This is a genomic window from Bacillus sp. BR3(2024) (assembly GCF_039134555.1).
Lineage (GTDB): Bacteria > Bacillota > Bacilli > Bacillales > Bacillaceae_G > Bacillus_A > Bacillus_A cereus.
In genome coordinates, this window is the sequence record NZ_CP152438.1 from 380,867 (window position 1) to 402,610 (window position 21,744).

Sequence of the window (21,744 nt, forward strand, 5' to 3'; positions counted from 1 at the left end):
GTTTACCTTTCTCATCTTTCCCTAGCACGGATTGAATGTACGTTCATCGCTTCCTTATGCATTCCCTCATGCAACCAACCCTGCCATTACTGGCAACGCTGTTTTGGGTGGAAATATTCTTGACAACTAGAATAGCGTATCCTTATGGATACGCACTATTATGAAGCGACTTCTTGTCGCGCCTGTATTTCTATATTTACTTTTATTCCTATATCTAATGTAGCGGAAATATCTAAAATCGATAATTTATCCTCTTCATGTTCTCAGTGCAAGTGTGGATCTTCCAGTTGTAACGAAACAATGGGCGATTCTAAAGAATCCTGTAATATAGCATTTAAAAAAGCAATGAGAATATCCTCATTTCCACTTGTACCAAATAATTGTTAAAAAGCAAAATCAATGCGTAAATTCACTAATTGTTGGTTGGACATGGGTTTTCCTCTCCCCATCTCATATAATGTTTTTCTTTCATTGTACATAAAAGAGTGATTCATATACAAATAAGCTCTTATATCTGTGGACATAAGAGCTTATTTGCTACCATACATAATTAACAGATTAGTTGGCTGTCATAGAAATTGAAAGATTGCCTACTGTAAGGAAACTCACATTTAGTATACAAAATACGAACAAAAATGCCAATATACAAATGTATTCAAGACATTATATGACATTTGAAAAGTTACTTCTAGATTTCTTTAAGAGCGTTTTTCATGAAACTTTACTTTTTACTTGTTTACGGGCTATCTTATGATAACGTCCATGCTTTACTACCTGTCTAGCATCAATTAACTCCTCTTCCATCATATCTGAAACCTCTACAACAATGGTATTCGTTAAAACTCTTACCACATATCCAGTTAATTGCAAGGAAGGATTCTTACGATAAGAAAATTGAACGCAATCACCAATTTTTACTTTTGCTGTATGTTTCATATAATAACCTCCTAAATTATAATTAATCATTCAGTAGATTTTTATGTTTTGTTTCTTCATACTGCTTAGCAAGTTTGTAAAACGAAGAACGTTTGATACCATATTTCTTCATGACTCCTACTGCTGTAATGCTACCAGACTTCCATTCTTTATAGGCTTCAATAAATTCGGCTGTAATTTCTACTGGGGGACGTCCTAACCGCTTACCTTGCCTTTTAGCTAGAGCAATGCCCTCCGCTTGTCGCTGTTTAATATCATGCCGTTCTTTTTCTGCAAAAGCAGATAAAATGGTAAGAGTTGCTTTCTGAATAGCACTTTGAATAACATCATTTGTACTCTTACCTGTGTAATTTACATTAATGAAGGGTTCTTTTATAAATTGTAAATTAATCTCATGCTTTTCATAGTATCTGAATTCCTCTAGGACATCATTCATGCTTCTTCCTAGTCTAGTTAAAGAATCAAATACAATGGTATCACCTGTACGAGCAAGACGTTTTAACATTTGATAATTTTCGCATTGCATATTTCTACCAGATTGTTTATCGATAAAAATATCTCGATTTTCTATCCCTAAATCTTTCATATTTCGAATTTGTCGTTCTTCATTTTGATCTTTACTGGAAACTCGTACATATCCAAATGTTTTGTGTTTCATTTCATACACCTCATCAATAATTATAACAATAATATCTGTAAATGTTCATAGAATATACAGACATCCGTAAAATTTAAAACTAACCTTTATAGACACACAAAATACTTCCCACATCTTCGAACATATATTAATAAAACCCCATTGATCTCATGTACACATACTGAGATTAATGGGGTTTATCAGTTTAACATTCTATATGTTTTGTAAAACTCATTTATTAAATAAAAAATCCCTTCACGATTTGTGAAGGGGTCAGTATACATTGAAAGGGTACTTCCATTTTAATATGTAAAAGAAAAAACTCGTATTGATAAAATTAACCTTTTTGTTTTTTGCCGTTTTTAATTCACTATAAAGAAAATGTAAAGATTAAATTCATCCTATATAGAGTTTTTGTGTTTCTCATTAGACATGTATATTTGATAAATCATAATTTTTATGCAATATTGCATAAAAAATACCTGTCGCTCCTGCTATAATTTTGAATGTAAACTGTTGCATCCAACATTTTATAATCTTCTATATTCATTAATATAGAGACCCTAATTGTAGGAAAAAGGAAAGAATATTGGTGGTTCTTCCCTTTTTCCTTATTTTTTATCTCTCTAATGATTCATTCTATAGTCTAAAATATTTTTATGAATGAAACCTGTTAAAATACAAAATTTTAGTTAGCAAACGAGAAATAAACACTTCATTATTATTTCTGCTATATTTAAAGGGCTTTTTTCTAATACAATAAGAAAAACCAAAAGAACTTGTAGAAATCACTACAAGTTCTTTTGGTTTTAAAGCGAATACACGGGACACATAAATTATCTCATTATTCATAACGGGGAAACCATATTGATTACGGCTTGATTTCATTATATAACAAATATTAACATCCAAAGTTTTAATGTTTGAAAATTATGTGAATTTATAATTAAAAATCCACCCTCCCTCTAAAAATTTATCGTTACAAGTTCTCTTAAGGTTTTTTTTCATAAGAAGTAATTAACTTTTAAACTCTTTCTAATATTCAAAACCACTATTTGTAATCCAATCCATATTTTATTGATACCAATCTAGTTACAGGTATGCTACAATCCATTTGAAATATTGCTTTTGGGAATGCAATTGCTATTATAATCGCAATTTATTTTCTGCAAACTGATTGGGTGTCAGCCCAAATTGCGGTTCTATTCCGCAGTCCTTAACAAATTGTTAAGGACTTTTTTTAGCATTTTCAAACAGAAGACTCCTTCCTCAAAAATGTGAAGGTGTGAAACACCAATTTTAGGTAGCGATGAGCGTCGGTTGGCATATAAAAGAATCCATGATAGTGCTTTTTCTAAATGAATATGTTACTCTTTAACGGCTGGTATTTATCATCGTAAGAAATCCAGTAACTTCATCAAAAAAATGCTCCTAGATTGATCTAGGAGCATTTTTTTGAAACATTATTTTTTATTTGCCTTTGATTCACTTTATTATAGTAACCGTGTTTTACTACTTGCCTAACATCATCTACTTCAAATCCCATTATCTCTGTAATATCTACAACAATTGTATTCTGTAGAACACTGACTACATATCCGGTTAATTCTAAATTAGGATTTTTACGATATAAAAATTGAACATAATCCCCAATTGTTACTTCTGTTTTATGCTCCATTTGGTACCCCCTGAATCATCCTTAATTATTCGTTAGGTTTCCCTTTTTTTACTTCTTTATACTGTTTAGCAAGTCTATAAAATGTAGAATATTTAATATCTTATTTCTCCATTGCTTCTACTACATTAATTGTATTGAAAAATTTTAGTTAGCAAATTAGAGATAAATACTTCATTATTATTTCTGCTATATTTAAAAATTTTTACTCTAAATACACTGAGGGGTATCACCAGTATTTTGGAAAATAACCACGCTAAGAGTATGCAAGATATTATACAGTTTTTCTACTAATTCACGAACAAAAGAGGACCCTAAAATCTTGTCAGGATAGTAATGTATAGAAAAATGCATAGACCCATAGCACAAAAAAGGGGGTTCCCTTATGAGAGTAGGGTTCCTCCTTTACTATTGCTACTGATAATGATGCGTTATGTTAACCAACCATGTATAGTGTATACAACCAAAAAGGCACAATACATAGCTCCTTCTAAATGGTATAATATGGTTAAAAACTTAGAGTATTTTGAAGAAGGGATAGGAACAAATGATTACTGAAACATCTTTACGTAAAAAAGAAAAACCATTAGGTGTACATACTCTCCTGCTTTATCTTGTCTTATTTTATATTGCTTGGTCATTAAAAGAACTTTGGTTAGTACAGTATATTCAATTATTTAACGATAACATTGCTGCCTTTTTGACTGCTTTTGTAAAAATATCAGTTTGGATTGTCCCTGTTTGGTTTTATATTAAATACTATCATTATCAGAACCCTATAAGTTACATGAAGCTAGATGTAAATCTTCGTCGGGGTGTTGTGTGGGGAATTCTTCTTTCTTTGTTAGTTGGTATACGTTTTACTATAGAGATTTATTTAATCGATCATCAATCCTTTCATTTCATTTTACCTCTGAATAGTTATTTAAATGTCTTCTTACTGGCAGGATTAACAGAGGAAATTGTATTCCGTGGTTTTATTCTAAATGAGTTACAAAAGCGTTTTTTGTTTTGGAGAGCTAATGGGATTACAGCTGTTCTTTTTCTAGTCGTTCATTATCCAGTTTGGCTTTATCGCGGGGAATTTTGGGATTTATGGTCTCATTGCTATGTATTATTACTTGGATTGATTTTTGGTTACGTGTATAAAAAGACTAACTCTTTATGGTCCGTCATTATCTTGCATTCATTTCATAATTTATTTGTGATTATAAGTTATTGAACAACTTCCGACTTCGAGAATTATGTAAATAAGCTGTCCATATGGACAGCTTATTATATTTTTGCTTAGCGTACATAATTCGCGTTTTGATGGAGCTACCCCATCACCATCAAGCTTAAGATGTTGAAGGTACCCCATTACTATCAAGCTAATATTTTAAAATGTCTCCAAAACGAAAATTTTCTTCGTTATGGGGAACTACCAATTTCTTAAGTTGATAGGCATGTGGCGGTCCCCTATTTAGAAAACGTTATTATCTTTCACCAGCACTTCTTGTTTAACAATTACATGAAAAAAAACTTCCAATGTATTGGCTCAGTTACTAATATGTAAACTATTACAACATCATAAAACCCTGTCAATATAAACAAGACGAGAGATGTTAAGATATATATTCCTGTATATCCTCCATTGTCCTCTGAAACATAATATGCAATCAATCCGAATACAAAAGACATCACTAGCAATGTCATTTGTAAAATATCAAGTACAATCGATATTCTCATTTCGGCGGGAGTAAAATTACTGCCAGCATCGGTAGCAGAATAGTTATAATCCCCATATGAAAATATTAATATCCAAGTAATAAAAAACAACATCATACAAAGTAATGCTATGGTGTTATATTTGTTTGAGTGCATTTCTTTTCCTCCTTGTATTTATGCTTAATATAACTAAAAAGGTGTTCTAAAGGTATAAACCTTCAAAACACCTCTGTATTATTTCAGCATTGAAAGCATTATTTTTTCCAGTTCCGTTTTGTTTACATTCCTATCAAACACTTTTTCTCTCTGATAATCTAAACTAACATTTATGATAACTATCTGATATGCACTATTGTTTCCTTTTGCGGGAACAATCATCTTCATACCTTGTAAATTAGAAATGGGATGATTAGCAGAATAAAACACTTGATTCCCTTCTAACTCATACTTCTTTATATCTTCCTCCCGATTAAAAAGATTATAAAATGGATCTTTACTCCCTTCAAGAATCTCAGATTGATAAATGGTATAACCATATTTCCCCTTTATATATTCTGATTTAATAACTAATTTTGGCGTTCTTTCAGGGAATGAATCCCCGAATTCTTTCTGCAACTTATACCCCTCAACTGTATAATTCGGTTTCTTAATTTGGAAATTAACATATTTTTGCGCTTCTTCTACGGTATATATTAAAGATTCATTCACCTTATCTATAAATGGTTTTAATTGATTATAAAGCGCATTTAACCTTTCACGATCAGCTTGACTCAAACGCTCCTCCCTAAGTTCTTTTGTATCTCCGTCATAATCCTTAAAATTCTCATCTATCTTTCTTTTGACCATTGCTTTTTTCTGAATAGCACGAGTTTCCTTGAACAGTTGTACGTACTGTTCAAACTCCTCTTTTGTTAAACATTTTTCTGCCAAATACAAAAAGTCTGCATCTCTTTTATATGACTTCTCTACCATCCCCCACTCTTTTTCCGCATTTTCTGGTGTACCTAATATTGTTTCTACAGCATTTTGAAAAGCATCTTTAGATTTCTGCTGTTTTTCTACAACTTGTCCCTTCTGCCTTTCATCTCCTTCTACTGCATGTGCATTGAATAAGGAAATAGATGAAACAGCAACTATAGCAATAATTCCAAGAGCGGACCAGCGATAGGATTTCTTCTGGAATTTCTTAATCATAAGAATTCTCCTTTTTAGCGTTCGTTTATTTCTACTTAAATTAGCTAGATTCGGTGCTTGATAATAACTTGAATACTGTTCTAAAAGAGTAATAATTGTATGTCCATATGCAATTTGTTCCTCTGATTCTATAAAAGTGAGCGCAAATGCATCACAGGCTAGTTCTTGATCTTCTCGCATACATGAATAGGCATACCAAAGAATCGGATTAAACCAATTTAAAATGATTAAACTATACAAAACCCAATTTACAGCTATATCTCTTCGTTTCATATGAGATAGCTCATGGTAAAAAATATATTGTAGTTGTTGCTCATTCAATACTTCCATATGTCTGCTTGATAATAATACTCTCGGGCGAAAAAGCCCAAAAACAGTCGGACTTGAGATTTTCCCAGCCAACCGTAATGGAATTTGCTTCTTAATTCCCATAGATTGTTTACAGTTTTCAAAAATCTCAACAATTTTTTCATCCGTAATATTGGGTTGCTTTTTTATGTAAGAATATAATCGTCTATTCGTAATACAAGTTATCGTTGCTAGAATAGCAACTCCAAAAAGCCAAATATATAACGTAACTTTATAAACGGAAAGTGTAGTATCTTCTTTCTTTTTATTACTATCTATTTGGTCACTCTCTTTCATTACATTTACGGAGTTAGATTTGTAACTATCTCCTTTTGTAGTTACTGAATAATTCGTTTTATCTTCTGACACGCTTTTTTGTTGTATAGCTGGAGTAGTATCCTTTTGAAAAATCTCAGACACGCCAGAGCTATATGAAAGAAGAGAATAAATACTGTAGGAACTATCTGGTGACCATGGTAATAGAAGTCTTACAATTAAAATCATCCATAGCATGTACTGCCATCGCGGAGTTATCTTATTTCTAAGCAAGATTTTGACACATAAGATTAAGCCGACTAATATACTTGCCATAATGGATGTTTCTATCACCCAATCAAAAAATCGAGGTAGATAGACGTTTACAAACATAGCTATCATCATTATCTATCCTTCCTCTGATTTTCCTCAGACTTCTCATCCAGAATACGTTTGAGTTCGTTAATGTCTTCTGAAGATAGTTTTTCTTCCTTTAAGAAATTCACAAGTAAAGGTTTAAATGCCGCACCATAGAAACGTTTGAGGAGGGATTTTGTTTCTACTTGTAGATATCTATCTTGCGACACTAAAGGATAATAGGCATACATACGCCCTTTATCTTGCTGGTAAGAAACAGCCTCTTTTTGGACTAATCGATTAATAAGCGTTCGAATCGTTTTCGGTTTCCAGTCCATTGTTGCCTCTAGCGTTTCAATCACTTCATTCGCTGTTTGGGGATATTTTGACCAAAGAACCTTCATGATTTCCAATTCAGCTTCCGATATTTTAGGTAATTCTTTCATTGTATAAAATTCCACTCCTTGTATTACATTTGTAATCTATAATTAAATATTACAAATGTAATCCTTAATCGTCAACCATATTTTGGTTTTTTTAATACAGTTCCATAAAAATTTAGAATTTCACCCAAAAAAATAATGAAAATACGCTATTATTTTTGTAGAAATATATAGAAAGGATGGCGTTTTTTATGAATCTTTCGATTCAAGAAGAGTTTCATTTGTTCGCTCAAGAGCTACAGCGATATCTATCTCCACATATTCTTCAACAACTCGCACAAGAGACAGGTTTTGTAAAACGTAAAAGTAAGTATGGCGCACGAGATTTGGCTGCTTTATGTATCTGGATTAGTCAACATGTAGCAAGTGATTCCCTCACTCGATTATGTAGTCAACTTTATGCAAATACAGCTACACTCATGAGTCCAGAAGGACTTAATCAACGTTTTAACCGATGCGCTGTTTTATTTCTACAGCGTGTATTTTCCCTTTTAATCAAAAGCAAACTTAACGATTCTTCTCAAATCTCAAACCAATATACTTCTTATTTTCAACGTATACGTATTTTAGATGCTACTATTTTTCAAGTCCCTAATCATTTGGCTCCTATTTATCCTGGTTCAGGAGGATGTGCACAAACAGCCGGTATTAAAATTCAGCTAGAGTATGATTTACATAGTGGAAAATTCCTCAATTTTCAGATGGAACCAGGTAAAAATAATGATAAAACCTTTGGTACAGATTGTTTAGATACCTTACGCCCAGGAGATTTATGTATTCGAGATTTAGGATACTTTTCTCTAAAAGATTTAGACCAGATGGATCAACGGGGTGTATTCTATGTTTCACGGTTGAAATTAAATAATAGAGTATATGTAAAAAATGATTACCCAGAATTCTTTCGGGATGGGATAGTAAAAAAGCAATCCCTATATGTTTTACTTAACCTTGAAGATATTATGCATCAGATAAAACCAGGAGATACTTATGAAATTCGGAATGCCTATATTGGACAACAAAAATTACCCTCACGAGTTGTGATATACAGACTGACATCGACTCAAACTCATAAACGTAGGAAACAGCAAACCTATGTTGAAAAGAAAAAAGGAGTTACATACTCTGAAAAAAGTAAACGTTTAACAGAAATCAGTATTTATATTACCAACATCCATGGGAAATTGTTCCGATGGAACAGGTTCACGAGGTTTACTCTCTACGTTGGCAAATAGAGATTGTATTTAAAACATGGAAATCTCTTTTTGGTATCAATCATTGTCACAATATTAAGCGAGAGCGTCTAGAATGTCATCTTTATGGACAGTTAATCGCTATTTTTCTTTGTTCTTCCACTATGTTCAAAATGCGACAGCTGTTACTACAGAAAAAACAAAAAGAATTAAGTGAATATAAAGCAATTTATATGATTCAAGATCATCTGTACTTAGTATATGAAGCTATACAACAAGACACCCAAGAAGTATCAAAAGTTTTCCTTCGTCTGTTTGACCTCTTACAGAAAAACGGACGGAAATCCCATCGATATGAGAAAAAGACAGTCTTTGATATTTTAGGCGTTGTTTATCAGTGCACTGTATCCAATCTAAAGCAGAAAACTACATAATCTTTAAAATTACACCTTATCAAGGTTTATTTGGAATGCCTATTTTTAAAAACAAATAAACAAAATATCAAGCATGTAGACAACAAGAACGGAAGTTCATGGAATACCCAACCTTAGCTTGATGGGCATGTGAAGGTACCCCCAAACGAAAAATTTACTTATCTACATCTGCTCAGTTTATACAACTAGCGGTTTATTCTTTGATAGTTGTTGTACTTCTGTTTGAATATAAATAAAATAAGTCCCACTTATCCAAAAACACCCCTGATTTCCATTATGTATAGGAAATTAAGGGCATTTTTCAGTATATAAAACTTCAACATTAATAATAAGTCTTCTTTTAAAGTATAGATCGTTAAACAGATGAAAAACTTCGATTGTTATATTTCCCCTTATTTCTTAAATAAAGGTGCTATTTTATCAATTTGATTTGTCCAAATTCCACCTGTATAATCGTCAGGAAGGCGTTTTATATCTTCAGATGAGTCAAATCCACTTGAAAATCCAAACCCATTTCCTCCTACAACGATAACTCGAGTATCTGCTTTATCCATTCGATTAAGAAAACGATTTGGCCATCCCCAAAGCCAAGGAGCTACTTTGTCTGGTATATGTAACTCTCCATGCTTCAGGCTTGAAGGTATGTAGCCAGTCCACCCTAATACCATATAAGTAATAAGATCTTTTTTCATGGTCGCTTTTGACATTGTTCGTAAACTAGGGATGCGCTCTTTTATCGCAGCAATTGGTTTATCGCCACCATATATAGTTAGTTGATCAAGGCGTTTCGCTGGTAATTTCTTAAGGTGAGCAGCCAATTGGATTCCTTCATTTTTATCATCACTTTTAATATGAATAAGAAAAGAACGATCTGGAAAATGGTTAAGTACTTCATCAAGTGTTGGCATAAGATTAATCCCTTTACCACGAAACGGGAATGTTTTACCTCCATCAGCTGTATAACCGTAACCAATATCAAGTGCTTGTAATTCTTTTGTTGTAAAATCTCTTGTAACGCCTTTACCATTAGTACGGCAATCAAGCGTCCAGTCATGAAAAATAACAAAATTGTTATCTTTAGTTGGTTGAACATCAAACTCTACTAAATCAGCTCCAGCTTGAAATGCAGCTTCCATAGATGGAATTGTATTTTCTAAATAAGAATGTTCAGGTTTATTTATACGTTCTGCTGTACATGTATCGCTCTCAATCTCTTCCATGCTAAATGTTTGCGAAAGTCCTCGGTGAGCAAGAAGAAGAGGAGTTCCATCGTCCCTCTTAGCAAAAAAAGAACTGTTATTTACATAAACAAATACGAATAGGATAAGGATTATCCAAGTCGTTTTACGTTTCAATAACCTTTTTAGTTTGTTCATTGTATGCTCCTCTTAAATTTTGGTTGAAATGCCTTAAACAATTTTCAGCATTTAAATACTGGTAAATATTAAAGCCTATCTTATTTTTTCGCAATGGATATAATTGTTAATTAAAAGCTGGTACTATGATATAAAACGGGAGCAATAGAAATCAATTCAATAACCACCCAACCTTCAATAAGAGTAGTTTTGAAAGATTTCTATGAGAATTTAATATAAATGGGTATTTGTAATATCCTATTATTTAAGAATCAATTTACTATATGTATATAATTATCTGACAGCACCTTAATTACCTTATTGAAGGATTAGAGGCCGTCTAAATAAAACTGGATAATATATTAACATCATACCTACAAATGAGCAAACCAAATAAAAAATAGCCTCGTATTTTATTACTAGAGAAATATTATTATCAATCTTTTTTTCATCTCTTTTATATAACATTTTGAATAATACTCTATATAATAAATACCCAATAATTGCTCCCAGGGTGTTCATAGATAAATCATCAATATCTGTAATTCTATTATCTAGCAATTGACCTAACTCAATAGCCAATGAAAAACCGAATCCAGCATAGGCAGTACTTTTCATTCTTCTAAACTGCGGCCAAATAGTCGGCAATAAAAAACCTAATGGCATAAACAGTAAAATGTTTAAGACATAAGTAGTCATACCTTCAGAAGCAAATGGAATCAAGTTAATTTGATTTGCACGAATTAATGTTTCGTATCTACCTATGTCCCATATAGTCCCTATCTGCGTCACCTTATACACTAGTGAAAGGTAGAATAGAAAAACATACACCCATAGAAAATGCTGAATAGATATATTTTTTTTCGTTTTAAAATAAAATCCAATTTGAAACATTATACAAAAAATAATAGTAAAGAAATAAGTATATAAATAATTAATCAAAACTCCTGAATGCATTTAAAATCTCCTAACTTTACATTGTAATCTATAACTTTGTCATTTTAGAATATAATTCAAGAACGGGTGGTCATAATCACCCCACCCATATCTTTTACAGGTATTTCACAAAATTCTTACAATAGTATTTCAACGTCAATTGTCTTGCTTTGAAAAAGGGATAATATGACATCGTATATTCCCCCCCTCAATACTTGCTGAAATGCTCTCTTCTTCTTTTAAATAATCCAGGTATTCTTCCAAGGCTAAATTCATTTTTTGCATAATCGTACTTTGAGGCAAACCGGCATAGCGAATATGCCAAGGTTCATATTGAATACCTGTAACATCCGTTTTATCCGAGGGATAGCGTAAGATAAAGCCGTATTTCCAAGCATTTTTTTCTATCCACTTCCCTTCAGGTGCTCGGTCCATTTGCGTTAAGCCTGATCCTATATCAAGTGATAAACCTGAATTATGTTCACTATAACCTGCTGGTAAGGCATAATCAGCCCCCATCTCATGGTAAACTCCACTTTGCTCATCAAAGTCACATTAACCACTATTAATTAACAATTGATTAACGCCTTCCTTTACAACATTATTAATCATCTCTGAAAATTTTTTTACTATTTCTTTTGATAAATAAATATTTGTATTAAGCAACCCGTATCTGTTTATCAATTCATTATGTTTAGATAAATTTACGATATCTGATTTCACACTCTCTTAGCGCATAGGATATTTACTGTTAATTAAGAGCAGATTCCCTTGATAGATGTGTTCTTTTACAATCTCTTTCTTTTGAATAATTGAGGTAGTCCCTGTATTATCTATGTTATCTTTGTGATTTTGATCATATTTTTGAACCTCTACTTTATTCTGAAAAAACAATGCTTTATTCATGAAAGCAAAACCTAAGCAAAATAACAATAAAAAACACCACTTCTTCCTTTTCAGCTTCCTCCTTAAGTAAGTAACTTGATGATAATGAAACGCTGATTAAGCGCTGAAGATTTCGGATATGTAACTCTTAACGATTACTTTCTGCAAAGCGATGCTATATCTAGATGTGTATACTCTGTTCAGTGGTGTGTTGAGGAACATCCAAAACAGCCGATTGCTCATTTGACACAATTCGCTAAAAGGAAAAAAATATTTATGTCACTCTTTCTCTAAACATGTGAGCTATTTTAATCACGCATAAATTATCATATCTTTCTTTGACGAAACAAAAAAGCTCGTTCTTATGGTTTAAGTCTACCGCATAAGAACGAGCCATTTTTTAATATTAAATTGTTAATTTCCTAAGAAAAAGTAGAGATGACCTTAAGATTTTCTTAAGAAACAATGATTATTTTCTAAGAATTCCCTTTATCAACCAAGCCTTGGAAGGCTGGAAGCTCTACCGTGAACGTCGTAGAGTTATCATTACTTTCCGCGTAAATTTGTCCGCCATGCTGAACAATGATTTCTTTTGCAATCGCCAATCCAAGTCCCGCGCCGCCCGTATCAGAAGAACGGGCATCATCCAATCTGTAGAACTTTTCAAATATGGTAGCGAGTTTATCTTTCGGGATGTTTCCGACGTTCTCGAAAACGATGGATACCACATCCTCGGAGAGGCCCGCCGTAATGTCAATAACGCTGTCGTCTTCGCTGTATGCAGCGGCGTTTTTCAAAATATTGTTAAAGACCCTCGCTAGCTTATCAGGGTCACCAAATACGGTCAAATCTTCAGAAGCATGGAGTACCACCTGTTTCCCCTTCGCAGCAAGCTGGGGATAAAATTCATCAGTCATTTGCACTAGCATATAGTATAGGTCTATGTGCTTTTTCGTGAGCGTAATCGTTTGAAGGTTATATCGCGTAATCTCAAAAAACTCGTCGATTAGCTGTTCCAGGCGATACGCTTTGTCTAACGTGATATGCACGTACTTTGCCTTTTGCTCTCTTGGCATGTCTGGTGCCTCGTCAAGCAGGATCAGATAACCGATAACTGATGTAAGAGGCGTTTTAATATCGTGTGCCAAGTACATAACAACTTCATTTTTCCTTTGTTCGGCCACCTTTGCATCATGCTCTCGCTTTTCAAGGGTTCGCTTTAATGTGTTGAGCTTCTGTTCCATGAACTCCATTTCCGCAGAAAGCTCAATTTGTTTATCATCGTTCTGAATAAGTATATCAATACCGTTATTTATCTCTTCAAAGTATTTTACAAATTTTAAAAGCATAACTCGGCATAGAATCAGAATACTAATGGCAACCGCCACATAAATAAAAATTTCTATATTGTTCCGTATAGTATACTGATATATTATCATTGCGTCCCAACGCTCTAAATGATAACTGTTTTCCAAAAAACGTACGATCCACTCCCCCAGTGTCCCTTGGATAAATAGACGCACAAACAGCACAAATACAACTGCTGCCATGACAATCGTAAGGATATATTGGTAGAGTTTTTGTTTTAATTTTGAATAATCGATTTTTTTATTCTTATTTTTATTTTTCAATTTTATAGCCGATCCCCCATACCGTTTTTATATACTTCGGATTATCAACCGTGTCATTCATCTTTTCTCGCAGATGTCGGATATGCACGGTGATAGTGTTATTGCTCTTGCTGAAATATTCGTCACCCCATATCTCATGAAACAGCTGCTCAGAGCTAACCACATTCCCCTTGTTTTCACAGAGGATACGCAGGATTGAAAACTCGGTGGGAGTGAGAGATAACGGCTTCTCGTTCAGAGAACACTCATGCGTGCTTATATTAATGACAAGACCAGAGTGAACGATAACATTCTCGTTCTGTGCCGTTACTCCATTGTATTTTTTATATCGGCGTAACTGCGCCTTGACTCGCGCAATTAACTCTAGTGGGCGAAAGGGTTTTGTAATATAATCGTCCGCACCAATTGTTAGGCCTGTAATTTTATCTACTTCCGTATCTTTCGCCGTCAACATGATAATTGGATAGGTGTGCTTGTCCCTTATTTTTTGACAGATAGTGAGACCACTTACGTCGGGAAGCATGATATCCAATATCGCAAGGTCAAGCACATTCTTATCTATACATTCCAATGCTTCTTTGGCGGTATAGTATTTGAAAACCGTATAATTCTCATTTTTCAAATATAGCTCAAGCAAATCCGCAATTTCGCGTTCATCTTCCACAATAAGTACTTTATCACTCATGGTTACCAATCCTCCTCTATGGATGTGCTTTTTTTCAATTGGAATCTTTTCTGAATAACGAGCCTATCATACCTATTACACCAAGTAAAGTCATATTGCTGTATATAGACACAGTCGGTTACACAAAATAGATTTTCGGATTTACTCATTTATTAGGATTTAATTTTAAGCCAAGAATAAGAGATCCATCAGACTCAAAATTATTTACAATAGATAAAGCAAATGAGTATCCAAAACTAGAAGGAGGTCCCGTCCTATCCATATCAACCTAACAAAACAAGGTCCCTTCCTAAAATGAAAAAATATACTAATCTTTCTGTAGAATTATAGGAAAGGATGGAGTTTTATTATGGATTTTCCGATTCTTGAAGAACTTCAACTAATTGCTGAAGAATTACAACGACATATGTGTTCCTATGTTCTAGAGCACTTAGCTAAAGAAATGGGATTTGTTCATCGAAAGAGTAAATATTAAGCAAAGGAATTAGTTGCTTTATATGTAAGGCTTAGCCTACAGGTTGTAAGTACATCACTCACACAATTATGTAGCTGTCTTGAAGTATCTACAGTTGTTCTTATCAGCCATGAAGGGCTTAACCAACGATTTAATGCTTCCGCAGTACAAGTTTCTTGAACAAGTTCTAGCTAACCTTCTAACTCAAAGAATTCATTCAACACAAGAAATAATTCATCAATACACCACGACCTTTAAGCACATTCGGATTCTAGAGTCTACAACATTTCAGTTTCCAGATAAGTTTTCTTTACATTATCAAGGCGCGGGGGAAGTATCCATACGGCAGGAGTTAAAATTCAATTAGAGTATGACTTATTGAGTGGGAATTTCCTGCACGTTTATGTAGGAGAAGGAAGAGAAAATGATAAAACCTTTGGTTCAACAAGCCTACAAACCATTCGACCAAAAGACTTGTATATTAGAGATTTAGGCTATTTTGAATTACATGATTTACAGAATATCTGAAAGACACTCGTATACGAGTGTCTTTTCTTTATGCAAAAAAATATTTTCAAACAAAAAAACCTTTATAAAAGAACGCAAGTTCGTATATAATAAGAACAAACGTTCTTATTTGATTTAAGGAGGAATAACAGTGTATGACTATTCTATCTTACCGAATAGAATCATCTTATGTGTGGATTTACGAAGCTTTTACGCTTCAGTAAGTTGCATCAAAATGGGGTTAGATCCTATGTATACAAAATTGGCAGTAGTCGGTGATGTAAATAGAAACGGTTCAATTGTTCTAGCTGCCACTTCACCATTAAAAGCATTAGGTGTAAGAAAGATGGCCAGATTATACGAGATTCCTCGCAGAAAAGACATTCTTGTTGTAAATCCGATTATGGGAACATACATTAAATGCTCTAATTACATAACAAAGTTAGCTTTGCAGTACGTTCCTATTGAGGATTTTCACCAATATTCCATCGACGAGTTCTTCATGGACATTACGGATAGTATTCATTTGTTTGCTAATGATCCCTATGAGTTTGCGTTGAAATTTAAACGTGAAATATATGTGAAAACACGGATCGAATGCACAATAGGAATTGGCCCTAACCCTTTAATGAGCAAAGTAGCTTTAGATATTGAAGCAAAGAAGAATCAAAACGGCATTGCTTATTGGAAATATGAAGATGTCCCAACAAAATTATGGAGCATACGACCGCTTAATACATTTTGGGGTATTTCGTACAAAACGGAAGAAAAGTTGAATCGAAAAGGAATACATTCTATAGGAGATTTAGCCAATTACCCTCTTAAATACTTAAAACAGAGCTTCGGTAAGATTGGAGAAGAATTACACTTACATAGCTACGGAATTGACTTTAGTCGCATTTCAGAAAAATATGTTCCTGCCACAACTTCTGTTGGCAAAAGCCAAATACTCATGCGCGATTACACAATAGAGGAATTTCCGATTATTCTACTGGAACATATTGAAGAAGTTTGTTATCGGCTTAGAAGACAAAATAAACTTGCTCAAACCGTTCAATTTTCAGTTGGTTATAGCAAGAGTTATAACGGTGGTATTAGAAAAACACATACTTTAAGTCGTCCAACTAACCTAACAATGGATATTTATAAGATCTGTACATACTTTTTACATCAACAATATACTGGCGAACCCATTCGCAGCATAAACATATCCTTAACAAACCTCCTTCAAGAAGGAGAAGAACAAATTTCTCTTTTTGATAACATAACGCAGCGAGAACAAGAAGTAAAATTAACAAAAGTAATGGATGAAATACGCACAAGGTTTGGGAAAAACAGTATATTGCGGGGAATTTCCTACACGCATAGCGCCACAGCTAGATACAGAAATACACTAATAGGGGGACACAAATCATGAATAACGCTAATATGCCAAAAGGAAGAAAAATGGTCAAGTGGACTCCGTTCGCTGCATTAACATCTCAATTTGATGGGATACGTGAAATGATTAAGGAACAAAACAAAGTAAACCGTCCTATCTTAACAACTGAGGAAAAAGAACGAATTGAAAACATGTTATTATGTTCCTTAGTATCTGAAGAAGAAATAATGATTACATATTATGAGGATGGTTATTTACTCACTAGTTATATGACCGTTGTTGATATTGATCCTTCAAATAGCGCTGTTATATGTACGGATGCTTTTTATAATAAGATAAAACTACAATTTTCTAATATAATAGATGTAAAATAGAATGAATTAATGTAATCACGTTTGGATTATTAAAAAGGAGTGTAAAAATGCAAGGAAATCAGTTAAGAAAGAACGCCGCAGGAGCAATTATTCATAATAATATTAATAGATATCCCATTCTAAATATACCTATGATTATTAATAAGAAAGATGGGATCATTTATGAGGTGTTAAACACTGGTTTTCAAGCTAATGATGCAGTAGCAATGATAACAACGGATGGTTTTGCTACAACCAGGGTAAATGCACCGATTGTAACAGTAAAAAACAATGATGGTAGTCTTCAAATATACCGCTTACCATTAGAACTGGCATATTGGGTGCTTTCTTGTATGCATGCTGCTTCAGAAGGAAAAAATCCATTCCCTTGTAAAGTCGCTTTTGGAATTATAGATACAAAATTTTTTGCAGAATTCAAATGAAAAGGTCTGCTTATTCAGCGGCCCCCGCCAATTATAGTTTTATCCCTTTTTTGCGTTATCCTTCTTACATTTTAGATAGAAAGGATTTTATTATCTTGATAGCAATGTGGCTGTACCTCCTGTAGAAGTATTACAGGAATACCTTGTGTTTATAATAAATGAAGAGATGCTGGTAACATCTCTTCAAGTAACTGCTACCGTCAGGGTGGCGGTTATTATAAGCTATTTTTAAAAAAACCACTTTTGCACTTGCGACAGCGAGGAGTGATTTTTGTATTTATTATTTATACTATTCTATAGTACGAGCGCCTATATGAACTTTTCCCGTTCCCTTACTTTCACTAATAACTCTGATTTTATACTTACCTTTTTCACGGTAAACTGATTCCTTACCTGTTTGGCCCTTCTTTATATACCCTTCACTCACTACTTTGTCCTTCGAATTTTTTAGAAACCATCTCACATCACCAGTAGAGTTATTCTGGATGCTAATTCTCATTTCTGCGCCTTTTTTATGGTCAAGTGTTGGTGTTGTCGCTTCGCCATCTTTTAAGTCAAATTCTTTGCTAACCAACAAACCAGTTTCCTTTTTTTTACTTTTACTTGCTACTTTTACTGCTTTATTTTGTGAAATTTTCTCCGGTGTAATGCTTACATTTTCAGTGCTTGCAAATGATGAACTTGCTCCTACACTTGTTAAAGCTAAAGTGATTGCAGAAATAACTAACGTTTTTTTCATAATAAAAATCCTCCTTAATATTTTTAAATTTACACAAAGACATGATCAAATTTTATAAAATACTACATCAATTTAATAAACGAATATTATGGATTAATAAATAGAATTTTGCTTAGCGTACGAAATTCGTATTTTGTTGTTGATCCCCTTGAACAAATATAATAGTATTACAAAATAGTATATTATTTAGGCACAAAACATTGACTCCCTACCATAGTACATCTTTCAAAAGTAGGGATAGTGTTACCATTTTCGTCCCTCTCATAGACCATAACTGTTTTGTTCTTAGCATCAAAAACAATATCATATGCATTTGGGTATTTATTTCTAACCCAAATCTCCCCCGAATCAGCACTTGCAGGCATTGCAGAAATAAATAATGCTGATGTTAAACCTAGTACCCCAATTGTTTTTTTGAATTTTGATTTAAACATAAGATTAACCCCTTCCCTATTTGGTTTGACTATTTAATTTTCAGAAAAAATAGTACAATAAAAACATATCATTTTTTACAAATATTGTTAACCTATTAAATTTGATAAAATAATATTGTAATATTCTGTAATTTAAAATTAAAATTATGAAACTAGTAGTATTGATTCTTGAGAATCCCTCAGTATATAAGGGATATCGGCAGCATAAAAAAAACACGTTAAGCAAAAAACTAGCCCCTTCAAGAGATGCTAGTTTACGTAAAATTCGATATCTGAAGTTCTTTTAATCATTAGTTAATGAACATTCCATTTGTCGACTTTTAGTTTTAAATCCAAGCTTTTCATAGAATTGTATAGCATTTTCATTAAACTCTAAAACATTTAATTCTACACTTGTTACTTGTATTTCTTTGGCATACTCAAATGCTTTTTGAACCAATGTTTTTCCTATTCCTGTTCCTCGACATATTTTACTTACACCAATATTGCGGATAAAGAGAACTTTTCGCTCAAGTAATATTGGATTATTGGAGGGTTCTTTAATATCTAAGATCATGTATCCAAGAATTTCTTTATTATTATCCTCTACTACAAATACCTTTATGGTTGTATCATTAAGCCATGTTTCGTATGTATTTCGATCCAAAGAAGCTGAAGCATTAGCATATAAATCTGGTCTTCCTTCTATATGTAGCTGGTGAACTTGCTCTTTTAATTTTGATATACCTTTAAAATCTTGATCAGTTGCCATTCTCACTATAAACGGTAAAACTTCATTAGACATATTTAGTCCTCTCCCTTAATACTTTATTTTAAAATATATCCGTACTTCAGTAATTTAACAATGAATACTGTATACATGTAAAGTTAACATAACGTCCCATTATCGGTAGCGAAGAAAAAAGTGTCCTCTTACTCTCAGAAGGGGTACGGAAACGATTCGAGGTATGAGGGGCCACTATGAAAGAAAACCTAATTGATACGATAAAAACCGTAGAAATTAAATATTTCCACGGTTTTTATTTTTACCTAAGATCCTTTTAATTATTTTACAACAATATAGAACTTACCTGGCATTTCATTTTGTGCATCTTGAAATATTTTTAAAATTAAATCCGCATAAGGTCCTAACATTTTTTGAGTACTCTCGAAAAATTCCCATTCTATCGTTATAGGAAGACCTTTGAACTACCCCCACTTTCACTTCGTTTAGAAGTGAGGGATTCCTAAGTAAAGAGTTCTATCGAACTCTAATTGATTAGGCTAACCCCGCAGTCCTTGCGGTTAGAAGCTTTATCGCTTCATTCTTTAGATTGATACTTGCGTTAATATCCCTATCATGGTGTGTACAACAAGAAGGACAGTCCCATTCACGTAGGTTTAGATTTTTAACGTCTTTATTTTGATATCCACAACAAGAACATAATTGGCTGGAAGCAAATGTTTTCGATACGACAATGACTTGTTTGCCATACCATTTTGCTTTGTATTCTAACATGGATCGAAATTGTGACCAAGATACCTCACTAATTACTTTTGCTAACTTATGATTCTTTAACATATTCGATACTTGCAAATCCTCTATACCGATAACATCGTGGTTTTTGATGATTTCAGTTGAAATTTTGTCCAAGTAATCTTTTCTAGTATTTGATATGTATTCATGAATTCTAGCTACCTTTACTCGTTGTTTATTCCAGCGAGAAGATCCTTTCATTCTTCTAGAAAGAACACGCTGTGCTTTCGCCAACTTATCTTCTAATGATCGGAAAAACTTCGGATTTTCATAGTGTGTTCCATCTGACAAAATAGCGAAATCTTTTAGTCCTACATCTATTCCAATATAAGAATGTGTTTTCGGAAGTTCTTGTACTTCTATTTCAACTAATAGTGACACAAAATATCTACCAGAAGGGTTCCGTCTAACTGTAGCATTTACAATACGCCCCTCTACTTCGCGACTTTTGGCAAATCGAACAAGGCCTAGTTTCGGCAACTTTATTTTGTTCCCTACAACGGCAATGTTTTCGTTTGTTTGTTTTGTGGTATAAGATTGTACGTTGTTCTTCTTAGATTTAAAGCGCGGTGCGCTGTTTTGTTTTTTAAAAAAGCGTGTATAAGCATCCGCAAGGTTGCGAATAGACGACTGAATCGCAATACTATCCACTTCTTTGAGCCAAACAAGCTCTTTCTTCATGGCAGGTAGTTTGGCAGAGCATGTACCATAGGTCAAGCCTTTTCCTGTCTCTTTGTATGCTTGATCCCATAAGGATAGGAAATGATTGAATACAAAGCGAGAACACCCAATCGTTTTATTGATTAAAATTGCTTGTGCCTGATTTGGATAGATACGAAACTTATAGGCTTTATTCATCATTATTTGATTCACCTCCATTTCGGTATATGACTATTATATACCAAACATATATTCGGTGGATAGTGAAGTAACACTTTATGTATATCGAACAATTAAGATGGCTTCCTGCCATCCCTTGTTCGAAGCCAATTCATCTCCCACCTACTCACTGGGCTGTGCCCCTTCACGCTCCTTGAGGAAGGAGTCTTCTTGGCTAAAATGATAAATCCAGTTAAACAGTCCCACAAAGCATCTGCATTTTCCTGAAGCTACCCCTATAGGGGTTCAGCCGAGATACGTGTAAAAATGGGTCGCAGATACAATATTTACCAAACGGTGGTTATTGAGGGCTTTTGTAGCATCACCCGAAGTCACTCTGGCTCCAGCATCGAAATAGGTTAGATTGCTA

General features: G+C 33.5%; 18 protein-coding genes and 6 pseudogenes. 7 read left to right on the forward strand and 17 right to left on the reverse strand.

Going from position 1 to position 21,744, the window contains the following annotated elements; all coding sequences use genetic code 11:
- Window positions 1-182 precede the first annotated feature (182 nt).
- The 4 genes and pseudogenes from V7S45_RS29205 to V7S45_RS29220 all read right to left on the reverse strand — a co-directional run.
- Window positions 183-431 (reverse strand): annotated as a pseudogene (locus V7S45_RS29205) (Rpn family recombination-promoting nuclease/putative transposase); the annotation flags it as partial.
- A gap of 280 nt (window positions 432-711) precedes the next feature.
- Window positions 712-936, reverse strand: a complete 225-nt coding sequence (locus tag V7S45_RS29210; RefSeq protein ID WP_000683046.1) for a DUF2187 family protein — start codon at window positions 934-936, stop codon at window positions 712-714.
- 22 nt (window positions 937-958) lie between these two features.
- Window positions 959-1,594 (reverse strand): recombinase family protein, encoded by a 636-nt coding sequence (locus V7S45_RS29215; RefSeq protein WP_088344979.1) that lies wholly within the window; start codon window positions 1,592-1,594, stop codon window positions 959-961.
- Window positions 1,595-3,014: 1,420 nt separating this feature from the next.
- Window positions 3,015-3,251, reverse strand: a complete 237-nt coding sequence (locus V7S45_RS29220; protein WP_000400417.1) for a DUF2187 family protein — start codon at window positions 3,249-3,251, stop codon at window positions 3,015-3,017.
- A gap of 544 nt (window positions 3,252-3,795) precedes the next feature.
- On the opposite strand from V7S45_RS29220, the gene V7S45_RS29225 reads away from it, so the two are divergent.
- Window positions 3,796-4,470, forward strand: coding sequence for a type II CAAX endopeptidase family protein (locus V7S45_RS29225; RefSeq protein WP_342762010.1), 675 nt, complete (start codon window positions 3,796-3,798; stop codon window positions 4,468-4,470).
- A 284-nt stretch (window positions 4,471-4,754) separates the two neighbouring features.
- On the opposite strand, the gene V7S45_RS29230 is transcribed toward V7S45_RS29225, so the two are convergent.
- The 3 genes from V7S45_RS29230 to V7S45_RS29240 form a co-directional block, all read right to left on the reverse strand.
- Complete coding sequence (locus V7S45_RS29230) at window positions 4,755-5,111, reverse strand: hypothetical protein (protein WP_342762011.1); 357 nt, start codon at window positions 5,109-5,111, stop codon at window positions 4,755-4,757.
- Window positions 5,112-5,189: 78 nt separating this feature from the next.
- Complete coding sequence (locus V7S45_RS29235; RefSeq protein ID WP_137049932.1) at window positions 5,190-7,154, reverse strand: M56 family metallopeptidase; 1,965 nt, start codon at window positions 7,152-7,154, stop codon at window positions 5,190-5,192.
- Between the two features lie 2 nt (window positions 7,155-7,156).
- Window positions 7,157-7,555, reverse strand: a complete 399-nt coding sequence (locus V7S45_RS29240; protein ID WP_089608047.1) for a BlaI/MecI/CopY family transcriptional regulator — start codon at window positions 7,553-7,555, stop codon at window positions 7,157-7,159.
- A 188-nt stretch (window positions 7,556-7,743) separates the two neighbouring features.
- Between V7S45_RS29240 and V7S45_RS29245 the strand changes: the two are divergent.
- Window positions 7,744-9,176, forward strand: a pseudogene (locus tag V7S45_RS29245) (IS4 family transposase).
- Between the two features lie 392 nt (window positions 9,177-9,568).
- Here V7S45_RS29245 and V7S45_RS29250 read toward each other — a convergent pair.
- The 5 genes and pseudogenes from V7S45_RS29250 to vanR-A all read right to left on the reverse strand — a co-directional run bounded on the left by V7S45_RS29250 (window position 9,569) and on the right by vanR-A (window position 14,668).
- Window positions 9,569-10,552 (reverse strand): glycerophosphodiester phosphodiesterase family protein, encoded by a 984-nt coding sequence (locus V7S45_RS29250; protein ID WP_016078503.1) that lies wholly within the window; start codon window positions 10,550-10,552, stop codon window positions 9,569-9,571.
- Between the two features lie 297 nt (window positions 10,553-10,849).
- Window positions 10,850-11,488, reverse strand: coding sequence for a VanZ family protein (locus tag V7S45_RS29255; protein WP_000555586.1), 639 nt, complete (start codon window positions 11,486-11,488; stop codon window positions 10,850-10,852).
- Window positions 11,489-11,604: 116 nt separating this feature from the next.
- Window positions 11,605-12,427, reverse strand: a pseudogene (vanY, locus tag V7S45_RS29260) (VanY-A/VanY-F/VanY-M family D-Ala-D-Ala carboxypeptidase).
- Window positions 12,428-12,828: 401 nt separating this feature from the next.
- A complete protein-coding gene (gene vanS, locus V7S45_RS29265; protein WP_342762012.1) occupies window positions 12,829-13,983 on the reverse strand; it encodes a vancomycin resistance histidine kinase VanS in 1,155 nt (384 codons plus the stop codon).
- The gene (gene vanR-A / locus V7S45_RS29270) at window positions 13,973-14,668 is read right to left on the reverse strand and encodes a vancomycin resistance response regulator transcription factor VanR-A (RefSeq protein ID WP_342762013.1); all 696 of its coding nucleotides are present in this window, start codon (window positions 14,666-14,668) and stop codon (window positions 13,973-13,975) included. Before vanR-A ends, vanS begins: the two co-directional genes overlap by 11 nt.
- A gap of 101 nt (window positions 14,669-14,769) precedes the next feature.
- On the opposite strand from vanR-A, the pseudogene V7S45_RS29275 reads away from it, so the two are divergent.
- The 5 genes and pseudogenes from V7S45_RS29275 to V7S45_RS29295 form a co-directional block, all read left to right on the forward strand.
- Window positions 14,770-14,874: pseudogene (locus V7S45_RS29275) on the forward strand (Tn3 family transposase); the annotation flags it as partial.
- Window positions 14,875-15,017: 143 nt separating this feature from the next.
- Window positions 15,018-15,647, forward strand: a pseudogene (locus V7S45_RS29280) (IS4 family transposase); the annotation flags it as partial.
- 133 nt (window positions 15,648-15,780) lie between these two features.
- Window positions 15,781-17,046 carry a Y-family DNA polymerase gene (locus V7S45_RS29285; RefSeq protein ID WP_342762014.1) on the forward strand — a complete coding sequence of 422 codons (1,266 nt, stop codon included), beginning with the start codon at window positions 15,781-15,783 and terminating at the stop codon, window positions 17,044-17,046.
- Complete coding sequence (locus V7S45_RS29290) at window positions 17,043-17,384, forward strand: YolD-like family protein (RefSeq protein WP_342762015.1); 342 nt, start codon at window positions 17,043-17,045, stop codon at window positions 17,382-17,384. The genes V7S45_RS29285 and V7S45_RS29290 overlap by 4 nt, the downstream gene beginning before the upstream one ends.
- Window positions 17,385-17,431: 47 nt before the next feature.
- Complete coding sequence (locus tag V7S45_RS29295; protein WP_342762016.1) at window positions 17,432-17,806, forward strand: hypothetical protein; 375 nt, start codon at window positions 17,432-17,434, stop codon at window positions 17,804-17,806.
- Window positions 17,807-18,095: 289 nt separating this feature from the next.
- Here V7S45_RS29295 and V7S45_RS29300 read toward each other — a convergent pair whose 3' ends face one another.
- The 5 genes and pseudogenes from V7S45_RS29300 to tnpB all read right to left on the reverse strand — a co-directional run bounded on the left by V7S45_RS29300 (window position 18,096) and on the right by tnpB (window position 21,356).
- The gene (locus V7S45_RS29300) at window positions 18,096-18,545 is read right to left on the reverse strand and encodes a hypothetical protein (RefSeq protein WP_167319560.1); all 450 of its coding nucleotides are present in this window, start codon (window positions 18,543-18,545) and stop codon (window positions 18,096-18,098) included.
- A gap of 182 nt (window positions 18,546-18,727) precedes the next feature.
- Entirely contained in the window at window positions 18,728-18,979 is a 252-nt protein-coding gene (locus tag V7S45_RS29305) for a hypothetical protein (RefSeq protein WP_063549519.1), read from the reverse strand.
- 283 nt (window positions 18,980-19,262) lie between these two features.
- Window positions 19,263-19,763, reverse strand: coding sequence for a GNAT family N-acetyltransferase (locus tag V7S45_RS29310; RefSeq protein ID WP_088344939.1), 501 nt, complete (start codon window positions 19,761-19,763; stop codon window positions 19,263-19,265).
- A 260-nt stretch (window positions 19,764-20,023) separates the two neighbouring features.
- Window positions 20,024-20,158, reverse strand: a pseudogene (locus tag V7S45_RS29315) (barnase inhibitor); the annotation flags it as partial.
- 79 nt (window positions 20,159-20,237) lie between these two features.
- Window positions 20,238-21,356, reverse strand: a complete 1,119-nt coding sequence (gene tnpB / locus V7S45_RS29320) for an IS200/IS605 family element RNA-guided endonuclease TnpB (protein ID WP_016078507.1) — start codon at window positions 21,354-21,356, stop codon at window positions 20,238-20,240.
- Window positions 21,357-21,744: the final 388 nt, after the last annotated feature.

Bases quoted from the DNA above. Each gene is read 5' to 3' on its own strand.
- V7S45_RS29210 (WP_000683046.1), bottom strand. From the start codon at position 936: ATGAAACATACAGCAAAAGTAAAAATTGGTGATTGCGTTCAATTTTCT.
- V7S45_RS29215 (WP_088344979.1), bottom strand. From the start codon at position 1,594: ATGAAACACAAAACATTTGGATATGTACGAGTTTCCAGTAAAGATCAA.
- V7S45_RS29220 (WP_000400417.1), bottom strand. From the start codon at position 3,251: ATGGAGCATAAAACAGAAGTAACAATTGGGGATTATGTTCAATTTTTA.
- V7S45_RS29225 (WP_342762010.1), top strand. From the start codon at position 3,796: ATGATTACTGAAACATCTTTACGTAAAAAAGAAAAACCATTAGGTGTA.
- V7S45_RS29230 (WP_342762011.1), bottom strand. From the start codon at position 5,111: ATGCACTCAAACAAATATAACACCATAGCATTACTTTGTATGATGTTG.
- V7S45_RS29235 (WP_137049932.1), bottom strand. From the start codon at position 7,154: ATGATAGCTATGTTTGTAAACGTCTATCTACCTCGATTTTTTGATTGG.
- V7S45_RS29240 (WP_089608047.1), bottom strand. From the start codon at position 7,555: ATGAAAGAATTACCTAAAATATCGGAAGCTGAATTGGAAATCATGAAG.
- V7S45_RS29250 (WP_016078503.1), bottom strand. From the start codon at position 10,552: ATGAACAAACTAAAAAGGTTATTGAAACGTAAAACGACTTGGATAATC.
- V7S45_RS29255 (WP_000555586.1), bottom strand. From the start codon at position 11,488: ATGCATTCAGGAGTTTTGATTAATTATTTATATACTTATTTCTTTACT.
- vanR-A (WP_342762013.1), bottom strand. From the start codon at position 14,668: ATGAGTGATAAAGTACTTATTGTGGAAGATGAACGCGAAATTGCGGAT.
- V7S45_RS29290 (WP_342762015.1), top strand. From the start codon at position 17,043: ATGAATAACGCTAATATGCCAAAAGGAAGAAAAATGGTCAAGTGGACT.
- V7S45_RS29295 (WP_342762016.1), top strand. From the start codon at position 17,432: ATGCAAGGAAATCAGTTAAGAAAGAACGCCGCAGGAGCAATTATTCAT.
- V7S45_RS29300 (WP_167319560.1), bottom strand. From the start codon at position 18,545: ATGAAAAAAACGTTAGTTATTTCTGCAATCACTTTAGCTTTAACAAGT.
- V7S45_RS29305 (WP_063549519.1), bottom strand. From the start codon at position 18,979: ATGTTTAAATCAAAATTCAAAAAAACAATTGGGGTACTAGGTTTAACA.
- V7S45_RS29310 (WP_088344939.1), bottom strand. From the start codon at position 19,763: ATGTCTAATGAAGTTTTACCGTTTATAGTGAGAATGGCAACTGATCAA.
- tnpB (WP_016078507.1), bottom strand. From the start codon at position 21,356: ATGATGAATAAAGCCTATAAGTTTCGTATCTATCCAAATCAGGCACAA.